Raw genomic sequence first — 25,043 nt, 5'->3', positions numbered from 1 at the left:
GGGGCGGAGCTTTCCGCATGCGTGGAAGACGTTCCCTTTCACGGCCACGACGTTCCGGCGGGATTCGGGCTTCGTGGGAGGATGGGCGGGTGAGAGCAGTCGACCGGGCGGACGCGTTTCAGCGCCGTCACCCCGTGCTCGGGTACCCGATCGGTGTCGTGTACAAGTTCATCGACGACCAGGGCGCGTATCTCGCGGCGCTCATCACCTATTACGGCTTCCTCTCGGTCTTCCCGCTCATCCTGCTGCTGCAATCGGCACTCGGCTTCTTCATTCACGGCAACGAGCGGCTGCACAAGCAGATCCTCGACTCGGTGCTCGGCCAGATTCCCGTGCTCGGCAACACGCTGAGCAACGCCGCGCCGAGCGCGTTGCGCGGCAGCGTCTCCGGCATCGTGCTCGGTTCGATCGTGGCCCTCTACGGTGGCCTCGGGGTGGCTCAGGCGCTTCAGCACACGAGCAACACGTGTTGGTCGGTGCCGCGCAACTCGCGCCCCAACCCCATCCTCATGCGCGTGCGCAGCGCTGCCGTGCTGCTCTTCCTCGGCGTCGCTCTCGTGTCCCTGGGGTGGCTGCCTCAGACGTGGCACGCGCCCGGTTGGCTCGTGCTGGCGCTCAACCTCGTGTTCGGCACCGTCATCTTCCTGCTCCTCATGAAGATGACGACGGCTCGCGGGCAGGGGTGGGGTCGTCTGGCTCCTGGCGCGCTGCTCGTGACGGTCGTCTGGCAGCTGTTCATGGCGGCGGGCAGTACCTTCACCAAGATCTTCGGCGCGCGTTCGAGCGACATCTACGGCACGTACGGCAGCATCCTGACGATTCTCGTCGCCTGTTACATCATGGCGGTCGCGTTCGTCGTGGGGTGCGAGGTCAACGTCGTGCTCCACCGCCGCCTGTACCCACGCTCGCTCATGACGCAGTTCACGGACGACGTCGACCTCACCCTGGCCGACCAGCAGGCGTACACCCTGCAGTCCACGATGCAGCGCTTCAAGAACTACCAAGCGATCGACGTCGTCTTCGACAAGAACAACGACGGTGTTGCCGATCAGCCCTCGGACCTCGACCTGCGGTGGCACGATGCAGTGGACGCCCACGAGCAATGGTTGAAGCGTGGGCATCCGACGCGGCCGTCCGGGATGTGGGGACTCACGGCCGAAGTGGAAGACAACCGCAGTGTCGACGGAAGCGAATGATGACGAACGACCTCAGGACGAACGAGCCGATCCAGCTCGGCCCCATGGTGCGCTATGCGGGGGAGCGCGAGGCGACGCTCTGGGCGCAGACGCGTGACGCGGGCGAGCTCACGGTGCGCATCAGCGAGAAGTCGTGGAGCGCACGCACGTTCGCGGCGCACGGGCATCACTACGCCCTCGTCCTGCTCGACGGCCTCGAGCCCGGCCAGGTATACGAGTACACGGTCGAGGTGAACGGCGAACACGCGTGGCCGCAGCCCGATTCGCCGTTCCCCGCGCCGGTCGTCAAGATGCTCAAGGCCGATCGTCCGACGAAGATGGCCTTCGGCAGCTGCCGCACGAGCGTGCCGCACGACGCCAAGCACAACCGCACCAACGGCATCGACTCGCTGCGCGCCTACGCGCACGAAATGGCGCGTCACCCCAGGGACGAGCGGTGGCCCGACCTCGTCGTCCTGCTCGGTGACCAGGTGTACGCCGACATCACGTCGGAGGCCATGCAGGAGTTCATCGAGGAGAAGCGCGGCCTCGACAGCGAGCCCGGCGAGGAACTCAAGGACTACGTCGAGTACGCCCACCTCTACCGCCTCGCCTACAGCGAGCCGGCGGTGCGCTGGATGCTCTCGACGATGCCGAGCGCGATGATCTTCGACGACCACGACGTGCGCGACGACTGGAACACCTCGCTCGCGTGGCACGAGGAGATGAACAAGACCTCCTGGTGGCACGGTCGCATCGTCGGCGCGCTCTCGTCGTACTGGGTCTACCAGCACTGCGGCAACCTCTCGCCCGAGGCGCTCGCCGAGGACGAGGTCTGGCAGAAGATCACCGCGCACACCGGCAGCGACGAGCTCGACATCACCGACATGATCGAGGCCTTCGCGGAGAAGGTCGACCGGGACGCCCAGTCGTACCGCTTCTCGTACACGCGCGATCTCGGCGAGAGCAAGCTCATCGTCCTCGACTCGCGCGCCGCGCGCGATCTGCGCCCCGGCCACCGCGCGATGCTGGACGCCGAGGAGCTCGACTGGCTCGACGGTGAACTGCGCGGGGACGTGGAGCACCTGTTCATCGGTACGTCGCTGCCGTTCTTCATGCCCGAGGGCATCCACATGCTCGAGGCGCTCGACGAGGCCGCGTGCGACGGCGCGTGGGGCAAGACGATGGCGAGCCTCGGCGAGAAGATGCGCCAGACGATCGACCTCGAGCACTGGGCCGCGTTCAGTGACACGTTCTTCAAGGTCTCCGACATGGTGCTCGAGGTTGCGCGCGGTGAGCGCGGCGTGGCCCCGCGCACGGTGACGTTCCTTTCGGGCGACATCCACAACTCGTTCCTCTCCGAGGTCCAGGACGCCGACGGCACGAAGTCGCGCATCTTCCAGGCCGTGTGTTCGCCGATCCGAAACCCGCTGCCGCGGCACGTGCGCGCGGGGCAGTCGATCATCGGTCGCGGACTCGCGTGGCCGCTGCGTGAGGTCGTCGAGCGGACGAAGGCCGTGCGCACGCCGCACTTCACCTGGCGTACGACGCACGGGCCGTGGTTCGACAACAACCTCGCCACGGTGGAGGTCACCGAGAAGGGCCTCGACTTCCGTTGGGAGGCGGGTGAGATCGTCGACGGCGACCTCGAGCACCCGCGCCTACGCGTCGTCTCCGACATCCGCCTCGACTCCGACGGCGATGGCGACAACGTCGAGCGCAAGGGCGATCGCGGGCGCCTGCACGCGTGGCAGCCACTCGCCATGCGGATCGTCGAGCGGGTCAAGAACCTGCGTCGCTAGGCTCGGGCCATGAGCGAGACGATCAAGGTTGCAGTGATCGGCGCCGGTGGGCGCATGGGCAGCGAGGCCGCCAAGGCGGTCGAGGCGGCCCCGGACATGGAACTCGTCGGCCGGTTCGACGTCGGTGACGACCTCGGTGATCTGGGGGGCGCCGACGTCGCGATCGAGTTGACCGTGCCCGACGCGTCGCCCGGCAACCTCGCCCACTGTGTCTCTCGGGGCGTTTCGGCTGTCGTTGGTACGACGGGGTGGACCGAGGAGAAGCTCGCGACGCTGCGCTCGCAGGTCGACGCAGCCGACGGCGTCGGTGTGCTCATCGCGCCGAACTTCTCCATCGGGGCCCTGCTCATGATGAAGTTCGCGCGCGAGGCGGCGGCCTTCTACGAGTCGGTCGAGGTCGTCGAGATCCACCACCCGAACAAGGTCGACGCGCCCTCCGGCACGGCCGCGCACACAGCGCGCGCCATCGCCGAGGGCCGCCGCGAGGCCGGTCTCGGCGACGTTCCGGACGCCACGGAACACGACCCGGACGGCGCGCGCGGAGCCCGAGTCGACGGCATCCCGGTGCACGCCATCCGCATGCGGGGGCGCGTCGCGCACCAGGAGGTGCAGTTCGGCGCGGAGGGTGAGGCCCTCACGATCCGTCACGACAGCTTCGAGCGCGTCAGCTTCATGCCCGGCGTGCTCACCGGCGTTCGCAACGTGGTGACGACGCCCGGCCTCACCGTGGGCCTGGAGAACTTCCTCGGCCTCTGACCCGACCTGCCTGGAACCCGCACCGGCACCCTAGGCTCGTCCCATGACGTACGAACTCTCCGATGACATCCGCATCGACGCCACGCCCGAGGCGGTGTACGCCGTCATCAGCGACGTCACACGCACCGGTGAGTGGAGCGAGCAGTGCCGCCGTGTCGAATGGGAGAACGACGCCCGCGGCGTCGGCGCACGCTTCACCGGCCACAACGAAACGCCCGAGCGCGAGTGGACGACGACCTCGCAGGTCGCGGTGGCCGAGCCCGGCGTCGAGTTCGCCTGGGACGTCGTGCCCGCCGAGGTGCGCTGGAGCTACCGCATGGAGCGCGAGGGTGATGGCACGCGCCTCACGCACTCGACGACGTTCACCGAACAGAGCGAGCGCACGTTCGCCGAACGTTTCGGTGACGACGCCCGGGCCCAAGCCGAGAAACGTCGCCTTGCCGCGCGCGAGGGCATCGGCGCGACGCTCGCGCGGATCAAGGACATCGTCGAGGCGGGCTCCGCGCGCTAGGACTCGCTGGCCCTGTCCACCTTGAGGCGTGGCCCGCGGCGGGCCGTCGCCGGGTGAGGTGCCACCGTTCACCCGCGGGTCAGGTGCCCGTCATGTCGACCTCCTACGTTCGGGCAATGACCGACGCGATCCTGGGGCCGCTTGAGCACCTCATGACCTCGTGGTGGGTGTATGCGGCACTGTTCGGTCTGTGCGCCGTTGACGCGCTCGTTCCGGTCTTCCCCAGCGAGGCGCCACTCATCCTTGCCGGGGTGTACGCCGCGTCGGATCCGCACGGGCCCAACGTCGTCCTCGTCGTTCTCGTCTCCGCACTCGGTGCGTGCCTCGGTGATCACCTGTCCTACGGGCTCGGGCACCTGCTCGGCACGTCGTGGCTCGAGAAGAAGCCGAAACGCCGACGCACCGTCGAACGCGTGAGGGGCGTGCTCCACCAACGCGGTTCGTGGGCGCTGCTCGTCGTGCGCTTCATCCCCGGTGGCCGCTGCGTCGCGACGCTCTCGCTCGGCGCGACCGGTTACCCCCTGCGCTCGTTCACGCCGTACGACCTTCTCGCGACGCTCGTGTGGGCCGTGCACGGCACCGTCATCGGCTACATCGGCGGGCACGCGTTCGAGGACAACCCGATCGCGGGCATCGCCACCGGCATGGGCATCGCGATCGTTCTGGCCGGGCTGCTCGAATGGCGCCGCCACCACGCCGAAAAGCGCTCGGAGAGGTCGCAGGACGAGAAGGAGCCCTCGTCGGCCGGGGCATGGGGGTGACGCGAGGTGCCGCTGATGGCGGCCCGGTCACCACCGAGGTGGCGAGACGCTCAGTCCTGTGAGGTGGGCGCCTCCTCGTCGAGTGACACGGGCGTGACATCGCCGAACGCGCGAATCGCCGCGGCCGCCGCGTCGAGGTCGCATTCCTCGAACACCATCATGGCGAGCAGCGCCTCGCGGCTGGGGAGGTAACCCTCATCGAGGACGCGGGCAATCGTCGCGTCGTCCGCCCGCGCTTCCTCACGGGGGTCGTCATCCTCAAGATGGTCCATTGCGGCACTGTCGAGGAAGTCATCGATGAGTTCACGGCGTCCCTGCGTCGTGCCGAACGCGGTGTTCCCCGCCCAACCCGCCATGCCGTGCTCGGCAGCGTGCTCGTGCGCGCGCCACCGGCCGCCCTCGAACCAGGCAACGAATCCGACCCCGGGCTGCGGGAAAGCGGCCACGCTCGCGGCGCGACGCACCCAACCGGGGCCGTCTCGAGGACGTCAATGCCCTCGTCGGTCGTGCGCGTGAAGTCGCGATCCCACCCGAGAAGCACGGCTCGACCACCGTCGACGAGGATCATGCGGGCCGAGGTGCCGCCCCCATCGTCGTAGAACCACCCGTGCCGTTCGGCGCGCGTTGGCTCGTCCGGTCCGAACGCAGCGGCTGAGCAGGCAGCCGCGAGGCGCCAGCCCAGCTCGAGTTGAGCATGAGGCGCGAGGTCAGATGTACGTTCGATCGGCATGAGTGGACCTCCGGGGTGAGCCTGGGAGTGAGAGTCGTCACGCTAACGAGCAGAACGACGACATGGTTGACATTCGTGCCACGACAAACCGATCTGACTCCGGCCTCGTCAGGCCCGCAACACGACGAGGCACGCCGCGACGAAGTGGACGACGAACGCGGCCACCGTGCACGCGTGGAAGATCTCGTGGAAGCCGAACACCGTGGGCCACGGGTCGGGCTTCTTGAACCCGTAGACGACGGCGCCGATGGTGTAGAGGATGCCTCCCACGGCGATGAGCGTCATGACGGCGGTGCCGCCCGCGGCGTGCAGCGGGGCGGCGTAGAAGACGGCGACCCAGCCGAGGGCGACGTAGATCGGGGTGTAGAGCCAGCGCGGCGCGCCGACCCAGAACGTTCGGAACAGGACGCCGGCAACGGCACCGATCCACACGATGAGCAGGAGCGACAACCTCTGGTTGCCGCGCAACAGGACGAGAGCGAACGGCGTGTACGTGCCCGCGATGATGAGGTAGATGTTCGAGTGGTCGATGCGACGCAGGACCGCGTCGGCGCGCGGGCTCCAGTACCTGCGGTGGTAGAGCGCCGACGTGGCGAACAGCTGTGTTCCCGTCGCTCCGAGGACGAGGGCGCCTACGCGCCCGGCCGTCGTCGGCGCGAGGATCGCGAGCGCGAGACACCCCACGAGGCAGATCGGCGCGAGGACGAGGTGGAACCACCCGCGCAGCAGCGGCTTGGCCACGCGCACGACGTCCGCGTCGACGCCTTCGTGCGAGACGGGAGGCATCTCACCGGCATGCTGGCGCAGCGAGTCGCCGAGCGGCGTGCGCCGACGTTCGGTGGTCATCGTTCGTCCTTCGCGTCAGAGGTGGGTTCGGTGCGTGCCTCGACGAGGAGACCGAGCGTCAGTTCGAGCACGCGCCGCGGGTCGGTGAGGGCGTCGCCGTACAGTTCGCGCACCGTGTTCATGCGGTAGCGCACCGTCTGCGGGTGGACATGCAGGCGGCCGGCGACCTCGTCACGACGGCCCTGGTGCAGGAGCCAGGCGAGCAGCGTCTCGGCGAGCACCTCCCGTTTGGCGGGGGAGAGGTCCTCGAGGGGAGCCACAGCACGTTCGCGAAGTCGGGTGGCAACGAGAGGCGCTGAGTCCAGAGCGAGTTCGGGCAACAGCTCGTCGCAGTCGGCGCCGTCGTCGGCGCTCGCGAAACGCAGCGCGCGCAGTGCCTGACGGACTGACTCGCCGGCGTCGGTCCACGCCACGGTCGGCCCCAGAGCGGCGGGCGTACCGACGCAGCGCTGGAGAAGGCCGTTCCGAGCGTTGCTTCGCACGCCGGGGACGAGCACGACGGTGGGACCGTCGGCAACGGGAGACCACAGGGCGCGCTCGCCGAGGGCCGTGGCGAGCGCCGTGCGCGGTTCGCCGTCGACGACGAGGGCGGTGAGCGTTTCGGGCGCCTTCCACCGGGCCGATTCGGCGAGGTGCTCGAGGGCCGGGCGGGCCTCGCCCGCGACGAGGGCCGCCGTCAGCTGATCCCGGCGACGGGCCAGTTCACGGGTGCGGGCGGTGAGGGCCGCCGTGTGACCGGCGAGGCTCTGGGCGGACAACTCGTCGATGAAGGCGAAGGTCTTCTCGGCGAGGGCCGCGACGTTCGCCGCCGGCTCCTCGGCGGCCACGGCGCTGCCGGCGAACTGAGCCCATGCGACACGAGCACCGACGCGGTAGGCGGCGAGCAGAGCGTCCGTGGAGCGACCGCTCGCTGCCTCTCCCTGTCCCAGCCGGTAGGCGCCGTCGAGGGTGGCACGGGAGGTCGCGCGGTCGCCCTCGATCTGGGTGGCGACGAACCCCGAGAGGGCCTGTTCGACGGCGCGCTCGATGTTGCTGCGTAACGCAGGATCGAAGGCGCGGTCGTAACCGGGAACCTCCTCGACGATCGCCTCGACGCAGGCGCTCGCCGTCTCGGGCAGGGACGCCCGAAGCTCGGCCAGGGTGCGGTCGGTGAGAATCGGCATGTTCACACTCTACGAACAAATACCTCGAGAAACACGTCGGGCCCGAGCCAAGAATTACGCCGATAGGGCTAAATAAACTGTCGATATGGCCGTAACCTCGCTTTCGCCCACTCGGACGACCTCGCTGCCGAGCGTGGCACGAACCTCTCCGGCGGGCTCGGCAACCCGCCTCGCCTGGCGTGCGGTGCGCGCCCTCACGACGCCTCTCGTGCCCGAGGACTACGTCGACCTCGTCGACCCGCTTCGCTCGCGCCGGTATCTGCGCGCCCGCGTCGTCGACGTCACGCCCGAGACGGCCGACGCCAGCACCGTGACGCTCCAGCCCGGCCGCGGTTGGCTCGGGCACCGCCCGGGCCAGTACATCCGTATCGGCGTCGACATCGACGGCGTGCGCCTGTGGCGCGCCTACTCCGTCACCTCCGGCCCGCGCGGCGACGGGAACATCTCCATCACGGTGAAGGCCCTCACCGGCGGGGTCGTGAGCGCGCACCTGCAGGAGAGCCTGCGTCCCGGTCAGATCGTCCAGATGGAGCAGGCCGACGGCGCCTTCACCTGGAACGGCGGCGCCGAGCCAGTTCTCTTCGTCACCGGCGGCTCCGGCATCACGCCCGTCATGGGCATGCTGCGTCACCGCATCGACGCCGAGGAGGCGTTCGCCGCCGACGCCGAGCACGCCGAGAGCGCGCACGACATCGTCGTCCTGCACTCGGCGGCCCACCCCGAGGACGTCATCTTCGCCGACGAACTGCGCTCGCTCGACGCGACGGGCCGCATTCGCCTCGTCGAGCGTCACACCCAGGCCGAGGGGCGACTCGAGCCGCGTGAGCTCGACGACCTCGTGCCGGACTGGCGCGATCGCACCACCTACGCGTGCGGACCTGCGGGCATGCTGCGCGCGTTGCGGGAGTACGCCGACCTCAACGGCGTCGCCGATCACCTGCACACCGAGGAGTTCACCGTCGAACTGGCCGAGCCCGGCGAGGGCGGCGCGCTCACCCTCCACGACGGTTCGAACACGCTCGAACTCGACGTCGCCGGAGACACCGCCATCCTCGACGCCGCCGAGGCCGCCGGGGCCCTCGTGCCCTCCGGCTGCCGCATGGGCATCTGTTACGGCTGCGTGCTGCCCCTGCGCTCGGGAAACGTGCGCGATCTGCGCACCGGCGAGATCACCTCGGGAAGCGAAGGCGACGGCGTCATGGTGCAGACCTGCATCTCCAGCGTCGCCGGGGCTTGCGAGATCGGGCGATGAACCCCACACCCCACCACGCGAGCGACAACCGCCCCGGCGCCCACCGAACCCTCACGACTCACACGTCACCCCGACGAAAGGACGCACGATGACCGCGATGCAGAAGAAGGACGTCAACCCGGTCGCACACCTCACGCGCAGCGACATCGAGCGCCTCGGCGAGGAGCTGGATGCCGTGCGCGCCCGCATCGTCGAGAGCCGGGGCGCGAAGGACGCCGCGTACATCCGCGGCGTGATCAAGGGCCAGCGCTACCTCGAGATGGGCTCGCGCGCCCTGCTGCTGTTCTCCAAGAAGAAGCCGGCGTTCGTCGTCGGCACGGTCGGCCTGGCCGCCGCGAAGATCCTCGAGAACATGGAGATCGGCCACAACGTCATGCACGGCCAGTGGGACTGGATGCGCGACCCGAGGATCCACTCCTCGACGTGGGAGTGGGACAACGCGTCGCCGTCGGATCTGTGGAAGCACTCGCACAACGAACTGCACCACACGTACACGAACGTCATCGGCCGCGACAACGACCTCGGCTACGGCATCATGCGTGTCGACGAGGACCAGAAGTGGGTGCCGTTCTACCTCGGCCAGCCGGCGTGGAACTTCATCAACGCGTGCTTCTTCGAGTACGGCATCGCCGCGTACGACCTCGAGCTCGGCAAGTACCTCAAGGGCCGCAAGGACAAGGCCGTCTTCCAGCGTGACAGCCGCAAGGTGCTGCACAAGATCCGCGAGCAGTTCACGAAGGACTACGTCGCCCACCCGCTCCTCGCGGCGCTCACCGGTTCGGGCAAGCAGACGATCAAGGCCAACTTCATCGCCAACCTCACGCGCAACCTGTGGACGCACTCCGTCATCATGTGCGGTCACTTCCCGAGCGGCGTCGAGACCTTCACGAAGAAGTCGATCGTCGGCGAGAGCCGCGGCGACTGGTACCTGCGTCAGATGCTCGGCTCGGCGAACATCTCGGGCTCGAAGGCGATGCACGTGGCCACGGGCAACCTGAGCTACCAGATCGAGCACCATCTGTTCCCGGATCTGCCGAGCAACCGCTACGAGGAGATCAGCAAGGACGTGCAGGACATCTGCGAGCGCTACGGCCTGTCGTACGTCACGGGCTCGCTGCCGCGCCAGGTCGCCTCGGCGTGGTGGACGATCATCCGTCTGTCGCTGCCCAACGACTTCGCCGCGAAGCTCGAGCGCAAGCCGCAGAACGTCACCGACCTCGTGCAGCGCCAGGTGCAGCCGAAGGCGGCCTGACGCCTGTCGACTCCCGTCAGCGGTGACGCCGACGAAAGAACCCGGCCTTCCCTCCTTGGGGGGAGGCCGGGTTCGTTCGTTGTGTCGTTCCGTCGCCGGGCCCGTTCGTGACCGGGCCGGTCGACGGGTCAGATCAAGCGGATGAGCGCGGCCGTCGCGGCGGCCACGAGGACGACGACGATGAACGGCGCGCGCAACAGGAGCGCGACGACCGCGGCGAGCGCGGCGGCGGCGCGAGCGTCGAGCACCAGCTTGCCGTGGTCACCGACGAACGCCTGAACGCACACGAGTCCCGTCAGCAACGCGACGGGGAACAGGGCGACGACGTTCGACGTCTTCTTGCCTTCGAGGTACTTCGGCGGCACGAGGTAGCCGATGAACTTGAGGACGAACGACAGGCCGCTCGCGAGCAGAACGGTGGTCCAGGTGCTCATGCGCCCGCCCCTTCCTCGGTGGCGTCGTCACTCGGCAGCGTCGGCACCTCGTCCGTGCGTGTCGACCACCACAGGCCGACCGCGATGGCCGCGACGACGGTGGCGAGCACCGGCAGGCCGGCCTGGGTGACGGGGGAGAGGCCGAGGGCGATGACGGCCGCGAGCCCGGCCGTCAGCTTGCCCTGGAGCGTGCCGAGGCGCGGCCACAGCAGGGCGAGGAACGCACCGACCGCTGCGGCGTCGAGGCCGTACTTCTTCGGATCGCCCATGGCGTTGCCCGCGATGGTGCCGACGAACGTCATGAAGTTCCAGAGCAGGTACACGCCGAAGCCGGTCCACCAGAAACCGATGCCCGACAGCTTCGCCGTCGGGCGACCGACGGCCATGGCGGCGGATTCGTCGATCGTCAATTGCGCAGCGACGACACGCTTGAGACCGCGGGGGCGCAGGATCGCGTTCAGCTGCAGGCCGTAGATGGAGTTGCGCACACCGAGGAGCGTCGAGGTCGCGACGGCGGATGCGCCCGTGCCGCCGGCACTGAGAACTCCGACGACGGCGAACTGCGAACCGCCCGAGAAGAGCAGGAGCGACAGCGCCATCGCCTGCCACGTGTTGAGGCCCGCCGCGATGGCGAGAGCCCCGAAGCTGATGCCGTAGACGCCGGTGGCGACGGCCAGTGAGATCGAGTCCTTCTTGACCGCACCCTCGTCCTCGTGGAGCGCGTCCACGGGGCCGTCGTGTCGGCCGTCCACGTCGTGTTGCCCACCGCCGTGTTGTCCATTGCCGTGTTGTCGGTGGCCGTGTTCCCCGTGACCCACGGCCGGCTCGACCTCGTCGCGCCGCTCGTCGGGCGTCATGCTTCGCGCCGTTCGTACGTGACGACGGTGAAGCCATCGCGCGGGTCGCGGTCGCTCTCGCGCCAGTGCTTCGGGTCGATGGTGGGGAAGTGGGCATCGCCCTCGGGCTCGAGGGGGATCTCGCTGATGAGCAGGTGTGTCACCTCGTCCATCGCGGCCTCGTAGATCTGTGCGCCACCGACGACGAAGGCGTCCTCGCCGGCGACCTCCTCGAGCGCCTCGTCGAGCGAGTGCACGACGACGACGTCGTCGCCCTTGGTGAGGTTCGGTGCGTACTCCGGGTTGCGCGTGACGACGATCGAGCGGCGGCCGGGCAACGCACCCATGCCCTCGAACGTGGTGCGCCCCATGATCATCGGGTGCCCCATCGTCGTGCGCTTGAAGTGTTTGAAGTCCTCCGGAATGTTCCAGACCATGTCTCCGTCGGCGCCGATGACGCCGTTGCGCGCGACGGCGGCGATGGATGTCAGGTGGCTCATGTCGGTTCCTTCGAACGCGCCGGGTCGCGAGCCGGCGAGGGGTGTTACGGTGCGGTCAGACCGCGATCGGTGCCTTGATCGTGGGGTCGGCCTCGTAGCCCTCGAGGCGGATGTCGTCGAGGTCGAAGCCGTCGATGTCGCGAATCTCGGGGTTGAGCACGAGGCGCGGCAGCGGCTTCGGCGTGCGCGTCAGTTGCAGCTGCGCCTGCTCGAGGTGGTTGGAGTACAGGTGCGCGTCGCCGAGGGTGTGGACGAAGTCGCCGACCTCGAGGTCGGTCACCTGCGCCACCATGTGCGTGAGCAGCGCGTAGCTCGCGATGTTGAACGGCACCCCGAGGAACACGTCGGCGCTGCGCTGGTAGAGGCCGCACGAGAGCTTCCCGTCGGCGACGTAGAACTGGAACATCGTGTGGCACGGCGGCAGGGCCATGTCGTCGACGTCGGCGACGTTCCACGCGGAGACGATGTGGCGACGGCTGTTCGGGTTCGTCCTGATCGCCTCGACGACCTGCGCCAACTGGTCGACCTGCCGGCCGTCCGGGGTGGGCCAGCTGCGCCACTGGTGGCCGTAGATCGGGCCGAGGTCGCCGAACTCGTCGGCCCACTCGTCCCAGATCGAGATGCCGCGTTCGTGCAGCCAGCCGACGTTGGTGTCACCGCGCAGGAACCACAGGAGTTCACCGAAGACCGAACGCAGGTGAAGCTTCTTCGTCGTGGTGACGGGAAAGCCCTGCGACAGATCGAAGCGCATCTGGTGGCCGAACACGCTGCGGGTGCCGGTACCGGTGCGATCGCCCTTGACGGCGCCTTCGTCGAGGATGCGCGTGAGGAGGTCGAGATACTGCTGCACCCGGCCACTGTACGGCGCTGCCCCCACACAGCCGTGCCCGTGTCGAGTGCCGGACTGCCTCGCGCGAGGCTTCGGGCCACAGCCGGAGGCCGTGCATTAGCCTGGGGCGCATGACGACGACACCTTTCGGACGCATGGTCACGGCCATGGTCACACCGATGAAACCTGACGGCTCCATCGACTACGAGGGTGTGGCTCGCCTCGCGAACCACCTCGTCGACAACGGACACGACGGCCTCGTCGTCAACGGCACCACCGGTGAGTCCGCGACGACCACGGACGAGGAGAACGTCGAGACCGTCCGCGCCGTCGTCGACGCCGTCGGCGACCGCTGCGCCGTCACCGCAGGCGTCGGAACGAACGACACCGCACACTCGGTGCGCGCGGCCAAGGCGCTCGCGGCCGTCGGCGCCGACGCCGTGCTCGTCGTGACTCCGTACTACAGCAAGCCGACGCAGGCCGGCATCGTCGAACACTTCAAGGCCGTTGTCGGTGCCACCGATCTGCCCGCGATGGCGTACGACATTCCGAGCCGCACCGCCACGCCGCTCGCGAGCGACACGATCCGTGAACTGGCCAAGATCGACCAGATGCTCGCCGTGAAGGACGCCAAGGGCGACTTCTTCGAGGCGACCAAGCTCATGAACGAGACCGACCTGCTCTGGTACTCCGGTGACGACGTCTCCAACCTCATCTGGCTCAGCCTCGGCGCCGTCGGTCTCGTCTCCGTCGTCGGACACGTCGCCGGTAACGAGTTCCGCGCCATGATCGACGCCGTGGACGCCGGCGACATGACCCGCGCCCGTGAGCTGCACACCCGGCTCATCCCGGCCATCGACGCCCTGATGAACACCTCGCAGGGCGCCATCATGGCCAAGGCCGCCATGGCCGACAAGGGTGTCATCGACAGTGACTTCATCCGCCTTCCGCTGCTGCCCGCCACGGACGACATGCGTGCGCGCCTGCGCGAAGGCCTGAGCGAATCGGGACTTTCGTGAACGACACCGCACTCGAACTGAGCGCACCGCCCGCCCTGGCCAAGAACGGCGTCCGCGTCGTCGCCCTCGGAGGCCTCGGCGAGGTCGGGCGCAACATGACCGTCGTCGAGTACGAGGGTCGACTGCTCATCATCGACTGCGGCGTGCTCTTCCCCGAGGACCACCCCGGCGTCGACCTCATCCTCCCGGACTTCGAGTACATCAAGGATCGCCTCGACGACATCGAGGCCATCGTGCTCACGCACGGCCACGAGGACCACATCGGCGCCGTGCCGTACCTGCTGCGCATGAAGAGCGACATCCCGCTCATCGGCTCGACGCTGACCCTCGCGCTCATCGAGGCGAAGCTCAAGGAGCACCGCATCCGCCCGTACACGATGGCGGTCAAGGAAGGTCAGCGCGAGCAGATCGGCCCGTTCGACTGCGAGTTCGTCGCCGTCAACCACTCCATCCCCGACGCCCTGGCCGTCTTCGTGCGCACCGGCGGCGGAACGATCCTCGGCACCGGCGACTTCAAGATGGACCAGCTGCCGCTCGACGGGCGCATCACCGACCTGCGCGCCTTCGCCCGCCTCGGTGAGGAGGGCGTCGACCTGTTCCTCACGGACTCGACGAACGCCGAGGTGCCCGGCTTCACCACGCCGGAGAAGGACATCGCGCCCGCCATCGAGCGCGTCTTCGAGCGCGCCGAGCGCCGCATCATCGTGGCCTGCTTCTCCTCGCACGTGCACCGCGTCCAGCAGGTGCTCGACGCCGCCGAACTGTACGGCCGCAAGGTCGCCATGGTCGGCCGCTCCATGGTGCGCAACATGACGATCGCCGCCGACCTCGGCTACCTCAAGGTGCCCGACAACGTGCTCGTCGACGTCAAGAAGCTCGACCAGCTCGAGGACGACAAGGTCGTTCTCATCTGCACCGGCTCCCAGGGTGAGCCCATGGCCGCCCTCGCCCGCATGGCCAACCGCGACCACCGCATCGACGTCGGCCCCGGCGACACCATCCTCATGGCCAGCTCGCTCATCCCCGGCAACGAGAACGCCGTCTACGGCCTCATCAACGGCCTCATGCGCCTCGGCGCCAACGTCGTGCACAAGGGCAACGCCATGGTGCACGTCTCCGGTCACGCCTCCGCCGGCGAGTTGCTCTACTGCTACAACATCGTCAAGCCGAAGAACGTCATGCCGATCCACGGCGAATGGCGCCACCTCGTGGCCAACGGCAAGCTCGCCGCAGCCACCGGAGTGCCCGCCGAGCAGGTGCTCCTCGCCGAGAACGGCGTCGTCGTCGACCTCGTCGACGGCAAGGCCGCCATCACCGGCGCCGTGCCCGTCGGTTACGTCTACGTCGACGGCTCCCTCGTCGGCACCACCGACGAAGACATGCTCAAGGACCGCCGCGTCCTTCGCGACGAAGGCTTCATCACCATCACCGTCGTGCGCAACGCCTCCACCGGAGAGATCGTCGCCGGCCCCGACATCCGCACCCGCGGATTCGCCGAAGGCGACGAGGTGTTCGAACGCATCCGCCCCAAGATCGAACAGGCGCTCGCCGACGCCCGCGGCAAGGGCATCACCGACACCCACCAGCTCCAGCAGGTCATCCGCCGCACCGTCGGCGGCTTCGTCGGCGGCAAGCTGCGCCGCCGGCCGATGATCATTCCGATTGTCCTGAACGCGTAGCCGGCGCTTCGCCCCGGCGGAGCGTTCAGAACAATCGGTCGCGGTGTGGTTTCACGCGCAGGGATGGGCCTCGCAAGCTCGGCCTTCCCTGCGCGTGAAACCACACCGCTGCATTGTTCGGCGCGTCTTCCGGCCAGGCCCTGGCGGGCCTGTCTCGGTGCGACACACGGCCGTCCACTTCTCGGGGTGGGCGGCTTTCGTATGGCTGTCACCGGCCCGTGGCCGCCGAGATTTCTGACTCCGAGCCCGGGTGCCCTCGTGGTGGTCACGTAGAAGTCGGACAGTGGGTCCTGTCTGCCGGACGCGTTGGTGCCTTTCCCCATGACCTTCCGGGCGTCCCCTAGGCAATGCCGTTGCGAATGACTCGGGCCGCCGGTCCCCAGAACCGGCGGCCCGAGCTGTCCGTCACCAGGGGCGGGGCTCGCTCAGATCCCGCTCGTCACCCACCGGTGCCCAGCCGATGCCCGGCGTGTGCACGTACTCGAACGCCGGGCCGCGCTCCACGAGCGCACGCACCGCTGCGACGAGACGGTGCGCATGCTCCACCGTCGTCGCGAGGCCGATGGAGGCGCGCACCGCCGTCGCGCCCTTGCCGAGCCGCTCGTCACACAGCAGATGCGCACAGAAGCGGCCGTCGCGCACCGCAATGCCGTGCTCGTCCGCGAGCACCTGAGCCACGAGCGTCGGATCGTACCCGTCGACCGTGAACGTCGTGACGCCGACACCGTCGACAGGCTCCTCGTCGGAGCCGAGCACGTGAAGAATCTCCACACCTGGCAGCGCGCTCAAGCCGTCGCGGATGATGCCGTGAACGCGGTGCTCGTGGTTCTCGATCGCGTGACGGTGAGCGCGCAGCTTCGCCGCGGCCGCCGCGAGAGCTATCGCGCCGACGGCGTTCGGCGTGCCGCCCTCGTGCCGTGCCGGGCCTTCGGACCACTCGACGTCGTCCGTTGTCACCCGCTTGCTCGCACCGCCGGCCGGAAGGTACGGATCGGCCGCATCCAGCCAGTCGGCGCGACCCGCGAGAACGCCGGCTCCGTACGGCGCATACATCTTGTGGCCCGAGAACGCGACGTAGTCGACACCCCACGCGGCGACGTCGATGACGCGGTGCGGAGCCAGCTGCGCCGCATCGACGACCGACCGTGCCCCGTGGGAGCGCGCGACGGCGGCCAGTTCACCGATCGGCCAGATCTCCCCGGTCACGTTGCACGCACCCGTGATGACGACGAGCGCGGGAGCATCCGACGTCGCGCGGAAGCGGGAGAGCGCGGCGTCGACGGTGGCGATCGCAGCCTCGGGGGAGGACGGCACCGACAGTCGCGTCGTGCGCTCGGCGGGCCAGGGGAGGAGCGCCGCGTGGTGCACGGATTCGAAGACGAAGACCTGAGCGTTGTCGGGCAGGACGTGGGCGAGCAGAGCCAGCGCATCCGTGGTGTTGCGCGTGAAGACGACGTGGCTGTCCTCGCCGAGACCGACGAAGTGCGCCACCTCCGAACGCGCCTCCTCGAACCAGCCGGTCGTCAGGCGCGAGGCGTACCCCGCCCCGCGATGAACCGAGCCGTAGGTGCGCAGGATGCGCTCCGCAGCCTCGGCAACGCCCACGAGGGCCGGAGCAGTGGCACCGTGATCGAGGTTCGCGAACTCGACAACCGTGTGGTGCAAGGTCGGCACACCGACGCCGTCCGAGACGGTTGCAGGGGTGGCCCGGGCGTTCGCCCGAACAGCAGAGAGGGAAGCGGACAACGACTTCGGCTGACGGGTCGCAGCGAGCGTCGAAAGGACAGAACTCATGAGGAGACTCCTTCGTCAGGGGTCCGCCCGACGAGAAGCGTCGCGAACCCGCACTTGCTGCGTGCGGTCGCACGCAGCCAGGTCGTCACCCGGAGCACCCCACCGCGGTGGAGGGTTGCCGTCCAGCAAGCCGGGGCTGTGCGCTGGAACTCGTGACCGGGCAACACCGTGACACGCGACTCCTCGAACCGTCCACGAATGTGCCCGAGGTCGCCCGGATGGTGAGATGCGACTCGCTGTTCACGCCGCCCCTCGGGGCCGCCAGATCGTCGCGAGGTCCCCGGCGTGGGGCCGAAGAACTGCGCGCCTTCTCCCGTAATCTGGCCGGGTGGCGACACGGAAAACACCCCCGAACGACAGCGTTCTCGTAGCGAAGAAGAGTGCCCCGAACAGTCGGAGCACCACCTCCTCGCGCGCCCGCACCACCCCGGCGAAGAACGCGCCCCGCAAGCAGGCGCCCTCCAAGAGCGCGCCCGGCAAGGGGCGCGGTTCGAGCTCGGCTCAGCAGGGCCCGTCGGCCTCCAGCCGTGCCGCTCGTGGCGCCTGGATGGGGGTTTCCCACGTCGCCGGAGGCGCCGTGCGTCGTGTCGGCGCCAGCGCCGCCGAACTCGAGCCGGAGCACCGTCGCGACGGCATCGGCTTCTTCCTCCTCGCCCTCGGCATCGTTGTCGCGGCGCGCGAGTGGTGGAACCTACCCGGCATGTTCGGTGACATCGTCCACGCCGTCGCCGCGGGAACGTTCGGCGTCATCGCCTACGTCCTGCCTGTCGTGTTCATCGGCATGGGTTTGCACATGTTCCGCCACCCGCGCGGCCACCAGCCCACCCACCGCATGTCGATCGGACTCGGCATCCTCGCCCTCGGCTCCACCGGTATCGCTCACCTCGTCGGCGGACGCCCGGCCGCGGGTGACGTCGACGCCGTGCGTGACGCCGGCGGAGTGCTCGGCGTCATCTCCGGCGGCCCGCTGGCCGCAGGCCTGACGCTCTGGGGCGCCGGCGTCATCCTCGGCCTCGTGTCGTTCTTCGGTTTCCTCGTGCTGACGCGCACGCCGGTCAACCGCATCCCTCAGCGTCTGAGTGAGGTTGAGGCCACGATCTTCGGCGGTCACGCTCCGACCGAGGAGCGCGACTACGCCCAGCGCGACGCCGTCGCCGACGACCTGCACGGCGCCGACATCGGCAACCGTGCGCGCGGCGGAGCACCCCGCCGCGCCGCCGACGTGCACCACGGCGACGAGCCGTACGAGCAGGCAGCAGAGGTCGTCGGCCGCGGTCCGCACGGTCGCGGGCGTGGCTCGCGCAAGACCCTCGGTCGTCAGCGCGGCGAGCAGCAGATCTACGACATCGACACGATCGAAGGCGGCGACCCGGCGGACGGCTCCGCCGACGAGGGCGAGCGCGCCACGTCGGCCGGCGCGGCAGCCCTGGCTCGGGCCCGCGGCTCGCGTGCGACCACGTCACGCCCGGCCACCACGGACGAGGCCGACACCGCCACCGTCGAGACGGCCGGTGGCTCCAAGCAGCGTCCGGGCGAATCGCCCAAGGCCGCCGCAGCCCGCCAGGAGACGGCGCAGCGCCCGGCCGCCGAGGTGCCTCAACGTCAGGTCGAGGCTCAGCCGACGGAGCAGCTCCCACAGCGCGTCGAGCAGCTCGCCCTCGCCGGCGACATCACGTACACGCTGCCCGAGTCGACCCTCCTCGAGGAGGGCACGCCGCCCAAGGAGCGTTCGGCCGCGAACGACCGCGTCGTCGACGCGCTCACCGAGGTGCTCGACCAGTTCGGCATCGACGCCGTCGTCTCCGGTTTCACCCGCGGCCCGACGGTCACGCGTTACGAGGTCGAGCTCGGCCCCGGCGTCAAGGTCGACCGCGTCACGGGTCTGAGCAAGAACATCGCCTACGCCGTGGCCAGCGCCGACGTGCGCATCCTGTCGCCCATCCCGGGCAAGAAGGCCATCGGTATCGAGATCCCGAACGCCGACAAGGAACTTGTCAGCCTCGGTGACGTGCTGCGCAGCCAGGCGGCCCGCAACAATCACCACCCGATGGTCATGGGTGTCGGTAAGGACGTCGAGGGTGGCTACGTCGTGGCCAACCTCGCGAAGATGCCACACATGCTCGTCGCCGGTGCCACCGGTGCCGGTAAGTCGAGCTTCGTCAACTCGATGATCACCTCACTCCTCATGCGGGCCACGCCCGAAGAGGTGCGCATGGTGCTCGTCGACCCCAAGCGCGTCGAGCTGACGGCGTACGAGGGCATCCCGCACCTCATCACGCCGATCATCACGAACCCGAAGAAGGCCGCCGAGGCTCTCGAGTGGGTCGTGCGCGAGATGGACGCGCGCTACGACGACCTCGCCGCGTTCGGCTACAAGCACATCGACGAGTTCAACAAGGCCGTGCGTGCGGGCAAGGTGACCCTCCCGCCGGACAGCAAGCGCAAGCTCGCGCCGTACCCGTACCTCCTCGTCGTCGTCGACGAGTTGGCGGACCTCATGCTCGTCGCGCCGCGTGACGTCGAGGCCTCGATCCAGCGCATCACGCAGCTCGCGCGTGCCGCCGGTATCCACCTCATCCTCGCGACGCAGCGCCCGTCGGTCGACGTCGTCACCGGCATCATCAAGGCCAACGTGCCGTCGCGTCTGGCGTTCGCGACGTCGTCGCTCGCCGACAGCCGCGTCGTGCTCGACCAGCCCGGCGCCGAGAAGCTCCTCGGTCAGGGTGACGCGCTCTTCCTGCCGATGGGCGCGAGCAAGCCGATGCGTGTGCAGGGCGCGTGGGTCAACGAGTCGGAGATCCACGGCGTCGTCGCGCACGTCAAGGCTCAGCTCGCGCCCAACTACCGCGAGGACGTTCAGCAGACGGCGCCCAAGAAGGAGATCGACGAGGACATCGGTGACGACCTCGACGTGTTGCTGCAGGCGGCCGAGCTCGTCATCACGACGCAGTTCGGTTCGACCTCGATGCTGCAGCGCAAGCTGCGCGTCGGCTTCGCCAAGGCCGGTCGCCTCATGGACCTGCTCGAGTCGCGAGCCATCGTCGGCCCGTCCGAGGGGTCGAAGGCGCGCGACGTCCTCGTCAAGCCCGACGACCTCCCCATGACGCTCGCGCTGCTCAAGGGCGAGGACGTTCCGGACGATGCCGTGGCCAGCGGCGCCGACGGCGGTCCGGTCGACCTCGTCGCCCAGGCGCAGGGCGATCTCGACGAACCGGGCGAGCAGTACTACGACGGTCACGACGGCGGCGACGGCTCCGAGGACGCCTGGGAACTGACGCAGAACGGCCGCTGACGGAGAACAGAGGCAACGACGACGGCGCCGCACCCGAGAGGTGCGGCGCCGTCGTTCTGTCTGCTTCGCGGGGCGTGGCCCGTCTCGCCTCAGACGGGCGTGCCGTCAGCTTGGTCGTCAGGCGTCCTCGGGGCGCACCGCCCTGACCTCGCCGATGATCGCCTCCATCGTTGCCGTGATGTCGACCTGGCCGCTCACCGGGCCGGCGAGGAGGTGCTCGTCGGGACCGATGGCGAACAGCGATGGCGTGCCGAGGCGCATCATCGTCGCGACGGCGCGCGGCTCGTCGATGAGCGCGCGGTTCGGTTCGATGCCGTACGGCGCCAGCCGCTCGACCTCGGCCTCGTGGCCGACGATGCAGAAGATGGGAACGCCGCGCAGCGAGGCCTGCCACGTGGCGACGGAGTTCAGTACCTCCTTGCACGACCCGCATCCGGTGCTGACGTAGAGCAACACGGTCGGCCCGGCCCGGCCGATGTCCATGAGCGAGACCTTCGTGCCGGTGCCGTCGGTGAACAGCGCGTAGGGCGTCGGGCGCGTGACGTACTCGTCGTCTTCGACGACGTCTTGGGTCTCGGCCACATCGGTGTCGGTCACCGGGAGGTCGGCAGCGTCGTCGACGGCGGGAGCGGGGGATGACTGGACCACGGGAGCCGGTGTCGCGCGGGCTGGCGGCGTCTCGAGGGACGTCTGCGTCACAGACGCGTCGGGAGCGTCCTCAGCGGCCGCGTCGTCATCGGCCGCAGGCTGTTCGACGGCCGACAGTTCTTCGCTGATCTCGTCGAGGAGCCCCAGGACGTTGCCCTTGCCGCTCACCGGACCGCCGGCGAGCATTCCGTCGGCGCCCAGCAGGACGGCGGTCGGGTTGCCGCCTGCGAACAGGCGGCCGATCTCGAAGGACGGGTCGAACATCACGTCGAAGTCGCCTTCGTCCTGCAGTCCGGTGGGTTCGTCCGGATCGCCGCTCAGCACGATGACGGTGCGCAGGTTCTCGTGCTTGTGCTGCCACGTACGGGCCCGCTCGATCACGGGGAGGCACGAACCGCAGTGCGGCGAGACGAGGAGCAGGAGGACAGGGTTGCTGTAGGCCATCTCGCGCAGGGTGACGCCGGCGTCCTCGCGGGTGCGCAGCACGGCGTAGGGGACGGGTTGACGCACATAGTCGTCGCCCGCGTCGCTGGGCGCAAATGCTTCCTGCCCGCCGCGGTGCCCCGCGATGAGCCACGTGAGCATGATGCCGACGAGCACGGCGAGGAGCCAGGCCCAGGCCTCGCCGTCGAAGTCGGCGAACCGCGACACGACGCTGCGCCCGCGTGTCGCGTCGTAGAGCGTGACGAGCGCCAGGGCGACGAGCACCGCGTTGCGCACGGCGGTGAAACGGTCGACCGTCCCGAGACCCAGCTTGCCGAAGCACGAGCAGGTCACCGGCTCGTCGAAGCCCAGAGCTCGCACGATGACGACGAGGTACGCGACGAACACCGCGAGCGCGACGAGGGCGACGACGACGGCGAGCGCTCCTGACGTCACGAGAAGTGCCAACGCGAGCATTAGTTCCGCGAACGGCAGCAGCGTGGGTGCCTTCAGCCGAGTCAGCACGCCGGGAAGACGCAGGCTGACAAACGCTTCACCGACCGTCTCGCGGTCCACGAGCTTGGCCACCCCCGAGGCTGCGAGTACGAGCGACAGGAGCAACGGAGCAGTGGTCAGTGGCGCGTCATACACAGCGCTCAGCATAGGTGGCACCCCGCGCGTCGTCGGGCGCGGTGACGGTGCGCCACTACACTCGGTGCCATGACTTCCGCCCCCTCACGAAGCGTCGCCGTCGTCACCCTCGGGTGCGCACGGAACGAGGTCGACTCCGAGGAACTGGCCGGTCGCCTCTCGGCCGAGGGCTGGACCCTCGTCGACGACGCCGCTCAGGCCGACGTCGCCGTCGTGAACACGTGTGGCTTCGTCGAGCAGGCGAAGAAGGACTCCATCGACGCTCTCCTCGAGGCGAACGACCTCAAGGATTCGGGCCGCACGCAGGCCGTCGTCGCCGTCGGCTGCCTCGCCGAGCGTTACGGCAACCAGCTCGCGGAGCAGCTTCCCGAGGCGGACGCCGTGCTCGGCTTCGACTCCTACTCCGACATGAGCTCCCACCTCACTGCCGTGCTCAACGGCCACAAGCCGGAGGCCCACACGCCAGGGGACCGTCGTAAGTTACTGCCGATCTCGCCGGCCAAGCGTCAGGAGGGAGCCTCCGGCCTCGCGCTGCCTGGCCACGGCGACGCTCCGACGCTCGAGCCCTCCGACGTGGAAGTCGCCTCGCCCGTCAGTACGCCGCGCGTCATCCGCGCCCGCCTCGACGGTCGCCCGTGGGCCCCGCTCAAAATCGCGAGCGGTTGCGACCGACGGTGCGCGTTCTGCGCCATCCCGGCCTTCCGCGGCGCGTTCCTGTCCCGCCGTCCCTCCGACGTTCTCGCCGAAGCGCGTTGGCTCGCGGAGCACGACGTCAAGGAGGTCTTCCTCGTCTCGGAGAACTCGACGTCGTACGGCAAGGACCTCGGCGACCTGCGTCTGCTCGACACCATGCTTCCCGAACTCACCGCCATCGACGGCATCGAGCGTGTGCGTGTGTCGTACCTGCAGCCTGCGGAAATCCGACCCGACCTGCTCGACGTCATGGCGAACACGCCCGGCGTCGCGCCGTACTACGACATCTCCTTCCAGCACGCCTCCGGGCCGCTCCTGCGCACGATGCGCCGCTTCGGTGACCGCGAGTCGTTCCTCACGCTCCTCGACGACGTGCGCCGCCGCACGCCGAACGCCGGCATCCGCTCGAACGTCATCGTCGGCTTCCCCGGCGAGACCGAGAAGGATCTCGAGGAACTCGAGCAGTTCCTCGTCGCCGCGCGTCTCGACGTCGTCGGTGTCTTCGGTTACTCCGATGAGGACGGCACCGAGGCCGAGAGCTACGCGGACAAGCTACCCACGGACGAGATCGAAGCCCGCCTCGAGCACTTCCGTACGCTCACCGAGGAACTCAACCTCCAGCGAGCCGAGGAGCGCGTCGGAGAACGCCTCGACGTCCTCGTCGAGGCGGAGGACGAGGACGGCGAACTGCGCTTCGTCGGCCGCGCCGGACAGCAGGGCCCCGACGTCGACGGCGTCACCTACGTCGAGACGAGCGACGAGCGCCCCCTCGCCACCGGCGACATGGTGAGCGTCGAGGTCGTCGCCACCGAAGGCATCGACCTCGTCGCCGAGGTGCGGTGAAGCGGATGAGCGATCACGAGACCGAGACGCCCACCGCGGCGCGCAAGCCCGTCAGCACCTGGAACCTCGCGAACGTTCTCACGATGGGCCGTATCGCCCTCGTACCGTTCTTCGCCTGGTTCCTGCTCGCCGACGGCGGTGAGAACACCACCTACCGCATCATCGCGTTCGTCCTGTTCGTCGTCGCCTCGATCACCGACCGCATCGACGGCCAGATCGCCCGATCCCGCGGCCTCGAGACCGAGTTCGGCAAGCTCATGGACCCGATCGCCGACAAGGCGCTCATGGGCATGGCCTTCATCGGGCTGTCGATCATCGACGTGCTGCCGTGGTGGGCCACGATCGTCGTGCTCGCCCGCGAGCTCGCCATCACCGCGCTGCGCTTCGTCGTCATCCGTCACGGCGTGATGCCCGCGAGTCACGGCGGCAAGCTGAAGACAGCCCTGCAGGCGCTCGCCGCCGGGCTCTTCGTCCTGCCGCTTCCGGACTGGGGCCACATCGGGGCATGGGTCGTCATGGCGGCCGCCATCGTCGTCACCGTCGCGACAGGCATCGACTACTTCTTCCGCGCCGCCAAGCTGCGACGTGAGAGCGCCCGGACGGCGCGGGCGCGCTCGACGCAGTCATGAGCGAGCAGGACCGACGCGCCGTGACCGAGAACGACTCGGCCGATCTCGCGACGCGTCTCGTCGAGCAGCTGCGTGACCGTGGCCTGACGATCGCCACGGCCGAGTCCCTCACCGCCGGCCTCGTGAGCGCGGGTATCGCCGACGTTCCCGGCGCCAGCGCCGTGCTGCGCGGGGGAGCCGCGACCTACGCGACGCCCACCAAGGCCGCGGTGCTCGGCGTCGATGCGGACCTGCTGCGTGAGCGCGGTGCTGTCGACGCCGACGTCGCTCTCGAGATGGCTCACGGTGCCGTACGCCTCTTCGCGGCAGACCTCGCCGTGGCCACCACTGGCGTCGCAGGACCCGCCATCCAGGACGGCCAGGACGTCGGAACCTGTTACGTCGCCGTCGCGTTCTCCGGGGAATCTTCGGGTGAGCGAGGGCGTTGCCATGTCGACAGGTTTCAGTTCGTGGGGGATCGCGCCGAGATCCGTCGGGCAGCCGCCTGGGCGGCCTGGCAGATGGCGCTCGACCACACGCGGTGAA

General features: G+C 69.0%; 22 protein-coding genes and 1 riboswitch. Of the genes, 13 read left to right on the top strand and 9 right to left on the bottom strand.

Going from position 1 to position 25,043, the window contains the following annotated elements; all coding sequences use genetic code 11:
• The first annotated feature begins 89 nt into the window (after positions 1 to 89).
• The 5 genes from H7F30_RS12705 (at position 90) to H7F30_RS12685 (ending at position 5,005) form a co-directional block, all read left to right on the top strand.
• The gene (locus H7F30_RS12705) at positions 90 to 1,196 is read left to right on the top strand and encodes a YihY/virulence factor BrkB family protein (RefSeq protein WP_187035506.1); all 1,107 of its coding nucleotides are present in this window, start codon (positions 90 to 92) and stop codon (positions 1,194 to 1,196) included.
• The gene (locus tag H7F30_RS12700; RefSeq protein WP_255464845.1) at positions 1,196 to 2,977 is read left to right on the top strand and encodes an alkaline phosphatase D family protein; all 1,782 of its coding nucleotides are present in this window, start codon (positions 1,196 to 1,198) and stop codon (positions 2,975 to 2,977) included. The genes H7F30_RS12705 and H7F30_RS12700 overlap by 1 nt, the downstream gene beginning before the upstream one ends.
• Before the next feature lie 9 nt (positions 2,978 to 2,986).
• A complete protein-coding gene (dapB, locus tag H7F30_RS12695) occupies positions 2,987 to 3,733 on the top strand; it encodes a 4-hydroxy-tetrahydrodipicolinate reductase (protein ID WP_187035504.1) in 747 nt (248 codons plus the stop codon).
• Positions 3,734 to 3,776: 43 nt separating this feature from the next.
• Complete coding sequence (locus H7F30_RS12690) at positions 3,777 to 4,244, top strand: SRPBCC family protein (RefSeq protein ID WP_187035503.1); 468 nt, start codon at positions 3,777 to 3,779, stop codon at positions 4,242 to 4,244.
• 116 nt (positions 4,245 to 4,360) lie between these two features.
• The gene (locus H7F30_RS12685) at positions 4,361 to 5,005 is read left to right on the top strand and encodes a DedA family protein (RefSeq protein WP_047311381.1); all 645 of its coding nucleotides are present in this window, start codon (positions 4,361 to 4,363) and stop codon (positions 5,003 to 5,005) included.
• A gap of 50 nt (positions 5,006 to 5,055) precedes the next feature.
• Here the strand turns inward: H7F30_RS12685 and H7F30_RS12680 are convergent, their stop codons facing one another.
• The 3 genes from H7F30_RS12680 to H7F30_RS12670 all read right to left on the bottom strand — a co-directional run bounded on the left by H7F30_RS12680 (position 5,056) and on the right by H7F30_RS12670 (position 7,744).
• Positions 5,056 to 5,451 (bottom strand): hypothetical protein, encoded by a 396-nt coding sequence (locus H7F30_RS12680; protein ID WP_187035501.1) that lies wholly within the window; start codon positions 5,449 to 5,451, stop codon positions 5,056 to 5,058.
• 392 nt (positions 5,452 to 5,843) lie between these two features.
• Positions 5,844 to 6,581 (bottom strand): hemolysin III family protein, encoded by a 738-nt coding sequence (locus H7F30_RS12675; RefSeq protein ID WP_231579548.1) that lies wholly within the window; start codon positions 6,579 to 6,581, stop codon positions 5,844 to 5,846.
• Positions 6,578 to 7,744 carry a CdaR family transcriptional regulator gene (locus tag H7F30_RS12670; protein ID WP_187035500.1) on the bottom strand — a complete coding sequence of 389 codons (1,167 nt, stop codon included), beginning with the start codon at positions 7,742 to 7,744 and terminating at the stop codon, positions 6,578 to 6,580. Before H7F30_RS12670 ends, H7F30_RS12675 begins: the two co-directional genes overlap by 4 nt.
• Before the next feature lie 85 nt (positions 7,745 to 7,829).
• On the opposite strand from H7F30_RS12670, the gene H7F30_RS12665 reads away from it, so the two are divergent.
• Positions 7,830 to 8,996 carry a ferredoxin reductase gene (locus tag H7F30_RS12665; RefSeq protein ID WP_187035498.1) on the top strand — a complete coding sequence of 389 codons (1,167 nt, stop codon included), beginning with the start codon at positions 7,830 to 7,832 and terminating at the stop codon, positions 8,994 to 8,996.
• Between the two features lie 88 nt (positions 8,997 to 9,084).
• Complete coding sequence (locus H7F30_RS12660) at positions 9,085 to 10,248, top strand: acyl-CoA desaturase (protein WP_187035496.1); 1,164 nt, start codon at positions 9,085 to 9,087, stop codon at positions 10,246 to 10,248.
• Positions 10,249 to 10,376: 128 nt separating this feature from the next.
• Here H7F30_RS12660 and H7F30_RS12655 read toward each other — a convergent pair whose 3' ends face one another.
• The 4 genes from H7F30_RS12655 to H7F30_RS12640 are packed head-to-tail and all read right to left on the bottom strand — an operon-like array spanning position 10,377 to position 12,868.
• The gene (locus H7F30_RS12655) at positions 10,377 to 10,682 is read right to left on the bottom strand and encodes an AzlD domain-containing protein (protein WP_187035494.1); all 306 of its coding nucleotides are present in this window, start codon (positions 10,680 to 10,682) and stop codon (positions 10,377 to 10,379) included.
• Entirely contained in the window at positions 10,679 to 11,539 is an 861-nt protein-coding gene (locus tag H7F30_RS12650; RefSeq protein WP_187035492.1) for an AzlC family ABC transporter permease, read from the bottom strand. The genes H7F30_RS12655 and H7F30_RS12650 overlap by 4 nt, the downstream gene beginning before the upstream one ends.
• On the bottom strand, positions 11,536 to 12,018 hold the full coding sequence (locus H7F30_RS12645; protein WP_047311386.1) for a dihydrofolate reductase: 483 nt from the start codon (positions 12,016 to 12,018) through the stop codon (positions 11,536 to 11,538). The genes H7F30_RS12650 and H7F30_RS12645 overlap by 4 nt, the downstream gene beginning before the upstream one ends.
• 55 nt (positions 12,019 to 12,073) lie before the next feature.
• Positions 12,074 to 12,868 carry a thymidylate synthase gene (locus tag H7F30_RS12640; protein ID WP_118913073.1) on the bottom strand — a complete coding sequence of 265 codons (795 nt, stop codon included), beginning with the start codon at positions 12,866 to 12,868 and terminating at the stop codon, positions 12,074 to 12,076.
• A gap of 110 nt (positions 12,869 to 12,978) precedes the next feature.
• Here H7F30_RS12640 and dapA point away from each other — a divergent pair, with 110 nt between their 5' ends.
• Together dapA and H7F30_RS12630 are read left to right on the top strand one after the other, a co-directional pair.
• A complete protein-coding gene (gene dapA, locus H7F30_RS12635) occupies positions 12,979 to 13,866 on the top strand; it encodes a 4-hydroxy-tetrahydrodipicolinate synthase (RefSeq protein ID WP_187035490.1) in 888 nt (295 codons plus the stop codon).
• Entirely contained in the window at positions 13,863 to 15,545 is a 1,683-nt protein-coding gene (locus H7F30_RS12630) for a ribonuclease J (RefSeq protein WP_187035488.1), read from the top strand. The genes dapA and H7F30_RS12630 overlap by 4 nt, the downstream gene beginning before the upstream one ends.
• 405 nt (positions 15,546 to 15,950) lie before the next feature.
• On the opposite strand, the gene H7F30_RS12625 is transcribed toward H7F30_RS12630, so the two are convergent.
• Positions 15,951 to 17,339: an aminotransferase class V-fold PLP-dependent enzyme gene (locus H7F30_RS12625; RefSeq protein WP_187035487.1), complete on the bottom strand. Its 1,389-nt coding sequence runs from the start codon at positions 17,337 to 17,339 to the stop codon at positions 15,951 to 15,953.
• Between the two features lie 45 nt (positions 17,340 to 17,384).
• Positions 17,385 to 17,497, bottom strand: a riboswitch (SAM riboswitch).
• A gap of 389 nt (positions 17,498 to 17,886) precedes the next feature.
• On the opposite strand from H7F30_RS12625, the gene H7F30_RS12620 reads away from it, so the two are divergent.
• Positions 17,887 to 20,631, top strand: coding sequence for a DNA translocase FtsK (locus H7F30_RS12620; protein WP_187038052.1), 2,745 nt, complete (start codon positions 17,887 to 17,889; stop codon positions 20,629 to 20,631).
• A gap of 117 nt (positions 20,632 to 20,748) precedes the next feature.
• Here the strand turns inward: H7F30_RS12620 and H7F30_RS12615 are convergent, their stop codons facing one another.
• A complete protein-coding gene (locus tag H7F30_RS12615) occupies positions 20,749 to 22,353 on the bottom strand; it encodes a MauE/DoxX family redox-associated membrane protein (protein ID WP_187035485.1) in 1,605 nt (534 codons plus the stop codon).
• 69 nt (positions 22,354 to 22,422) lie between these two features.
• Between H7F30_RS12615 and rimO the strand changes: the two genes are divergently transcribed.
• The 3 genes from rimO to H7F30_RS12600 are packed head-to-tail and all read left to right on the top strand — an operon-like array spanning position 22,423 to position 25,042.
• Positions 22,423 to 23,889, top strand: a complete 1,467-nt coding sequence (rimO, locus tag H7F30_RS12610; RefSeq protein ID WP_129662944.1) for a 30S ribosomal protein S12 methylthiotransferase RimO — start codon at positions 22,423 to 22,425, stop codon at positions 23,887 to 23,889.
• A 5-nt stretch (positions 23,890 to 23,894) separates the two neighbouring features.
• Complete coding sequence (gene pgsA, locus H7F30_RS12605; RefSeq protein WP_129662946.1) at positions 23,895 to 24,518, top strand: CDP-diacylglycerol--glycerol-3-phosphate 3-phosphatidyltransferase; 624 nt, start codon at positions 23,895 to 23,897, stop codon at positions 24,516 to 24,518.
• A complete protein-coding gene (locus H7F30_RS12600) occupies positions 24,515 to 25,042 on the top strand; it encodes a CinA family protein (RefSeq protein ID WP_129662948.1) in 528 nt (175 codons plus the stop codon). Before pgsA ends, H7F30_RS12600 begins: the two co-directional genes overlap by 4 nt.
• The last annotated feature ends 1 nt before the right edge of the window (position 25,043 follow it).

This window comes from Dermacoccus sp. PAMC28757 (assembly GCF_014302635.1).
GTDB lineage: Bacteria > Actinomycetota > Actinomycetes > Actinomycetales > Dermatophilaceae > Dermacoccus > Dermacoccus abyssi.
The sequence above is the reverse complement of the archived record's forward strand: the minus strand, read 5'-3'. Positions and strand labels throughout refer to the sequence as shown.

Bases quoted from the DNA above. Each gene is read 5' to 3' on its own strand.
- H7F30_RS12700 (WP_255464845.1), top strand. From the start codon at position 1,196: ATGACGAACGACCTCAGGACGAACGAGCCGATCCAGCTCGGCCCCATG.
- dapB (WP_187035504.1), top strand. From the start codon at position 2,987: ATGAGCGAGACGATCAAGGTTGCAGTGATCGGCGCCGGTGGGCGCATG.
- H7F30_RS12690 (WP_187035503.1), top strand. From the start codon at position 3,777: ATGACGTACGAACTCTCCGATGACATCCGCATCGACGCCACGCCCGAG.
- H7F30_RS12685 (WP_047311381.1), top strand. From the start codon at position 4,361: ATGACCGACGCGATCCTGGGGCCGCTTGAGCACCTCATGACCTCGTGG.
- H7F30_RS12675 (WP_231579548.1), bottom strand. From the start codon at position 6,581: ATGACCACCGAACGTCGGCGCACGCCGCTCGGCGACTCGCTGCGCCAG.
- H7F30_RS12670 (WP_187035500.1), bottom strand. From the start codon at position 7,744: ATGCCGATTCTCACCGACCGCACCCTGGCCGAGCTTCGGGCGTCCCTG.
- H7F30_RS12665 (WP_187035498.1), top strand. From the start codon at position 7,830: ATGGCCGTAACCTCGCTTTCGCCCACTCGGACGACCTCGCTGCCGAGC.
- H7F30_RS12660 (WP_187035496.1), top strand. From the start codon at position 9,085: ATGACCGCGATGCAGAAGAAGGACGTCAACCCGGTCGCACACCTCACG.
- H7F30_RS12655 (WP_187035494.1), bottom strand. From the start codon at position 10,682: ATGAGCACCTGGACCACCGTTCTGCTCGCGAGCGGCCTGTCGTTCGTC.
- H7F30_RS12650 (WP_187035492.1), bottom strand. From the start codon at position 11,539: ATGACGCCCGACGAGCGGCGCGACGAGGTCGAGCCGGCCGTGGGTCAC.
- H7F30_RS12645 (WP_047311386.1), bottom strand. From the start codon at position 12,018: ATGAGCCACCTGACATCCATCGCCGCCGTCGCGCGCAACGGCGTCATC.
- dapA (WP_187035490.1), top strand. From the start codon at position 12,979: ATGACGACGACACCTTTCGGACGCATGGTCACGGCCATGGTCACACCG.
- H7F30_RS12625 (WP_187035487.1), bottom strand. From the start codon at position 17,339: ATGAGTTCTGTCCTTTCGACGCTCGCTGCGACCCGTCAGCCGAAGTCG.
- H7F30_RS12620 (WP_187038052.1), top strand. From the start codon at position 17,887: ATGGGGGTTTCCCACGTCGCCGGAGGCGCCGTGCGTCGTGTCGGCGCC.
- rimO (WP_129662944.1), top strand. From the start codon at position 22,423: ATGACTTCCGCCCCCTCACGAAGCGTCGCCGTCGTCACCCTCGGGTGC.
- pgsA (WP_129662946.1), top strand. From the start codon at position 23,895: ATGAGCGATCACGAGACCGAGACGCCCACCGCGGCGCGCAAGCCCGTC.
- H7F30_RS12600 (WP_129662948.1), top strand. From the start codon at position 24,515: ATGAGCGAGCAGGACCGACGCGCCGTGACCGAGAACGACTCGGCCGAT.